This is a genomic window from Nocardia carnea, from assembly GCF_029868855.1.
Classification (GTDB): domain Bacteria; phylum Actinomycetota; class Actinomycetes; order Mycobacteriales; family Mycobacteriaceae; genus Nocardia; species Nocardia carnea_A.
The window spans coordinates 1-2,020 of sequence record NZ_JARWOV010000245.1; the positions used below are offsets into that span (position 1 = coordinate 1).

Annotated in this window: 2 protein-coding genes; one reads left to right on the plus strand and one right to left on the minus strand. The window is 69.9% G+C overall.

The window, feature by feature from the left end:
* Window positions 1-1,190 (plus strand): argininosuccinate lyase (gene argH, locus QH195_RS24945; RefSeq protein WP_280437238.1); only part of this gene is annotated, 1,190 nt, incomplete at its 5' end.
* Window positions 1,191-1,403: 213 nt separating this feature from the next.
* Here argH and idi read toward each other — a convergent pair.
* A partial coding sequence (gene idi / locus QH195_RS24950) for an isopentenyl-diphosphate Delta-isomerase (RefSeq protein WP_348537358.1) occupies window positions 1,404-2,020 on the minus strand: 617 nt, incomplete at its 5' end.

The window sequence follows — 2,020 nt, forward strand, 5'->3', positions numbered from 1 at the left end:
TCGAAACGGGCGCCTTCGTGGCCGCCGAATCGGACGAGGATGTCCACGGCGCGCTCGAACGCGGGCTCATCGAACGCGTCGGCACCGAACTCGGCGGCCGGTTGCGGGCCGGACGTTCCCGCAACGACCAGGTCGCCACCCTGTTCCGGATGTGGCTGCGCGACGCTGTGCGCCGGATCGCCGCCGGGCTGGTCACCGTCGTGGACGCACTGGTCGAGCAGGCAGCTGCCCACCCGGACGCGGTGATGCCCGGGAAAACGCATCTGCAGGCCGCGCAACCCGTACTGCTCGCCCACCATCTCCTGGCGCACGCCCACCCGCTGCTCCGTGATATCGACCGGTTGCGTGATTTCGACAAACGGGCCGCCGTATCCCCGTACGGCTCGGGCGCGCTGGCCGGTTCCTCGCTCGGTCTCGACCCGGAAGCGATCGCCGCGGATCTGGATTTCGATGCCGCCGCCGCCAACTCCATCGACGCCACATCGTCGCGCGATTTCGCCGCCGAGGCGGCGTTCGTGCTCGCGATGATCGGGGTGGACCTCAGCCGGATGGCCGAAGAGGTCATCATCTGGAGCACCCCCGAGTTCGGGTACGTCACCCTCGCCGATGCCTGGTCGACCGGGTCGTCGATCATGCCGCAGAAGAAGAACCCGGATGTCTCGGAACTCACCCGCGGCAAAGCCGGCCGCCTGATCGGCAATCTCACCGGCCTGCTCGCCACCCTGAAAGCGCAGCCCCTGGCCTACAACCGGGACCTGCAAGAGGACAAAGAGCCGCTGTTCGATTCGGTGGCCCAGCTGGAGCTGTTGCTGCCCGCCATCGCCGGACTGGTGTCCACTCTGACCTTCCACACCGAGCGGATGGCCGAACTCGCACCCGCCGGATTCACCCTCGCCACCGATATCGCGGAGTGGATGGTTCGCCGCGGAGTGCCGTTCCGGGTCGCGCACGAAGCGGCGGGCGCCTGTGTCCGCGCCGCCGAGACGCGCGGAGTCGGTCTCGACGAGCTGACCGACGCCGAATTCGCGGCGATCGACCCCGCCCTCACTCCGGAAGTACGCGACGTGCTGACCGTCGCGGGTTCCGTGGCATCCCGCAATGCCCGCGGCGGTACGGCGGGGGAGCGGGTGCGCGAACAGCTCGCCGAGGTCCGGCAGGCCGCCGGCGAGGTCCGCGTCTGGCTGGGCTGACCAGCGGGCAGGTTTCCGCCTGCCTTGTCGGCGGGAGCCGGGACGGTGGCCGGTCCCGGGTTCTCCGGGCGAGGTCGCCGACCCGCGCGCTCCCAGCACAGGCAGGCATTACTTGCCCATACTTAGATATGCGCATCAAAACATGAATCCGCCCGATCGGCATCGGAAGAAAACACAACAGGGAAGATGCCGGAGATTGCCGCGCGTCGGATTTCAGGGCGTGAGTGGCCGGGCGGTGGCGACCTCGAGTACCCCGGCGAACCAGGGGCTGAACTCGTGCGGCTCCTCCCGCATCTCCCGGCGCAGATCGTCCGGATTCATCCAGCGATACGCAGCGACCTCTGCCGGGTCGGGTTGTGGCGCGATGCCGTCCAGTAACCCGATCAGGACGTGATCCCATTCGTGCTCGACGTAACCGGTGCGCGGATCTTCGGCGCGATACCGGTAGACCCCGACCTCGGTGAGCGGGACTCGCAATCCCATTTCCTCACCCAGCCGGATGCCCGCCGCCTCCGCAACCGGCTGCCCGGGCGCCGGATGCCCGCAGCAAGTGTTGGACCAACGTGCCGGGAAGCGGGTCTTGCCGAGCGCGCGCTGCTGCAGCAGCAACTGCCCACTGCTGTCGAAAACGAGAACCGAGAACGCCCGGTGTGGTGTTCCGGGCGCGGGGGGGGGGGGGGGCCCCCCCCCCCCCCCCCCCCCCCGGGCGGGCCCCGGCCCCCCCCCCCCCGCCCTCACCACCCCCCCGGGCCCCCCCCTGCAACAGGACCTGGCCGCCCCCCCGCGACTGTGGTCGAAGGTACCGACCGCCGACCTCGAGGACGACCGCC